Source organism: Marivirga sericea (assembly GCF_900177665.1).
Taxonomy (GTDB): domain Bacteria; phylum Bacteroidota; class Bacteroidia; order Cytophagales; family Cyclobacteriaceae; genus Marivirga; species Marivirga sericea.
The window spans coordinates 1-1802 of the sequence record NZ_FXAW01000026.1 but is presented as its reverse complement, the minus strand read 5'-3'; the positions used below and the strand labels follow the sequence as shown (position 1 = coordinate 1802).

Sequence of the window (1802 nt, the reverse complement as noted above, 5' to 3'; positions counted from 1 at the left end):
GAGGCTAATGAAAAAGCAATCGCTTTTATCAGGGGTGGATTTAGGCTTTCTACCGGCATGACAACGGAATACATAGCCCCAGCTATATACCATTAGGTCATGACTCCAACTGACATGGCAGATGATTGTAATGGTATTAAGAAAGGAACATCGTATTTTTCAATTAGCTTATAATGCATTACTTTAGGAGTAATTAAAAATATACTAAACACAACATCAGCTATCGAATCATTATGAAAGGTCATCAAATTGCTAAGATTCCCAATCAAAACGATTGATAGCCTAACGTTGTACTCAATTGATCAATACATGAAGCAAATATTTATATTAATTTTCACCTTCATATCACTTAGCACTTATGCTAATTTTGGCGGCTATTATCGTTATAGCAGCGAAGGTGGAGGTACAATTTTAAACTCATCTAATTCACAGTTAATAGAGCTTATCAAAGAAAGAATAAATATAGAATTAGACCAGAGAGTAAATTTTAACGCTGAATTTTTCTTGAATAATACTTCCTCTGAATTACAAGAGATTACTCTTGCCTTTCCTCAGTTTTCCCATTGGGAAATTCCATACGAATCTGGTCAAGGATATGTCCCAGGTGATTATTATCCTTTAAATGAAACCTTTTCAATTAATGGAGAAAAGATAAAATTTGACAATGAATTATATTCAGAAATGCTGAAGGAATATAACAAAGTACATTTAGTTTCAAGAGCAAATTTCAAAAATACATTAACGAATTACGCTGGAATGCACGAAGCAGAAAGTCCACCAACTATGCCGTTTATTATCTGGAAGTTAAAAACTATTCAATTTAAGCCTGGTGAAACTAAGAAAGTCAGCATCTCTTTTGTTAGACCATGGTTTTATGAAGATGAAATGTGGTCATTTGGCACAAGCACTAATGGAGAAAGAAATTTTAAATATATTTTTGAAACTGCAAATACGTGGAAAAATTCTAAAATAAAAGATTTTCAAATGTCAATAAAATTTCCTGAAGATTCTTGGGAAAATTTAAATTTGAATAAACCTTTTTTTAATAGAGTTAGTAAAAATGAGGTCAAGGTAAGTCTTCAAGATTGGACACCAACTAATGAAGATAACCTAAATATTGTTTGGAAGTCAAACTATAAAATTAAGGCTAAGGATGATATAAACTGTGCAGAATCTCTCTATTATGATGACTATAGTTGGAGATTTGGTTTTGATGGAACAAAGATGACTTCCTGGTGTCTCAGACCATCTAATCTAATATGTGACAATTTATATCTGGAAGTGAATTCAAAGTCAGAAAAACAGAAAATCTGTTCAAGTTTATATATCATCAGTGGCTTTGCAAAATCTGAAGGTTTAGCTGTGCAGAATGCAAAGCCAAAAAATATGACGTTGACATATTATGACACTGCTGGAAAAATACACACACAAGACATTGAATTAGCCAATTCAACAAAAGCTCAAAAGTTTGTCTTTAAAAAAGCGGTTGATTTATCGAAAGAGTTTAAGATTAATATTCTTGATTTCTATCCTGGAACTAAATATCAAGATATCTGTCTTTCCGAATTATGGTTAGAATAACTGAGTACAACACTACATATAGCTTATGGCGGATAAAGCGGTAAAAGAAAATTTAGTACATTTAAATGAGTTTGTGCTGGTGGACAGGAAAGTGCAATGAAAACCGCCACAAAGCCATATGCTTAACGTTATGCACCACACCGCATTGATTAAGGATTATTCGAAATTTCATGTATCTTTGAATTATGGTTGAATTGATTCAAAATAAACTTGATGAGATT

General features: G+C 32.1%; 1 protein-coding gene. It reads left to right on the top strand.

The features are described from left to right. Window positions 1-309: 309 nt before the first annotated feature. Complete coding sequence (locus B9Y84_RS20360; protein WP_085519238.1) at window positions 310-1581, top strand: NADase-type glycan-binding domain-containing protein; 1272 nt, start codon at window positions 310-312, stop codon at window positions 1579-1581. Window positions 1582-1802: the final 221 nt, after the last annotated feature.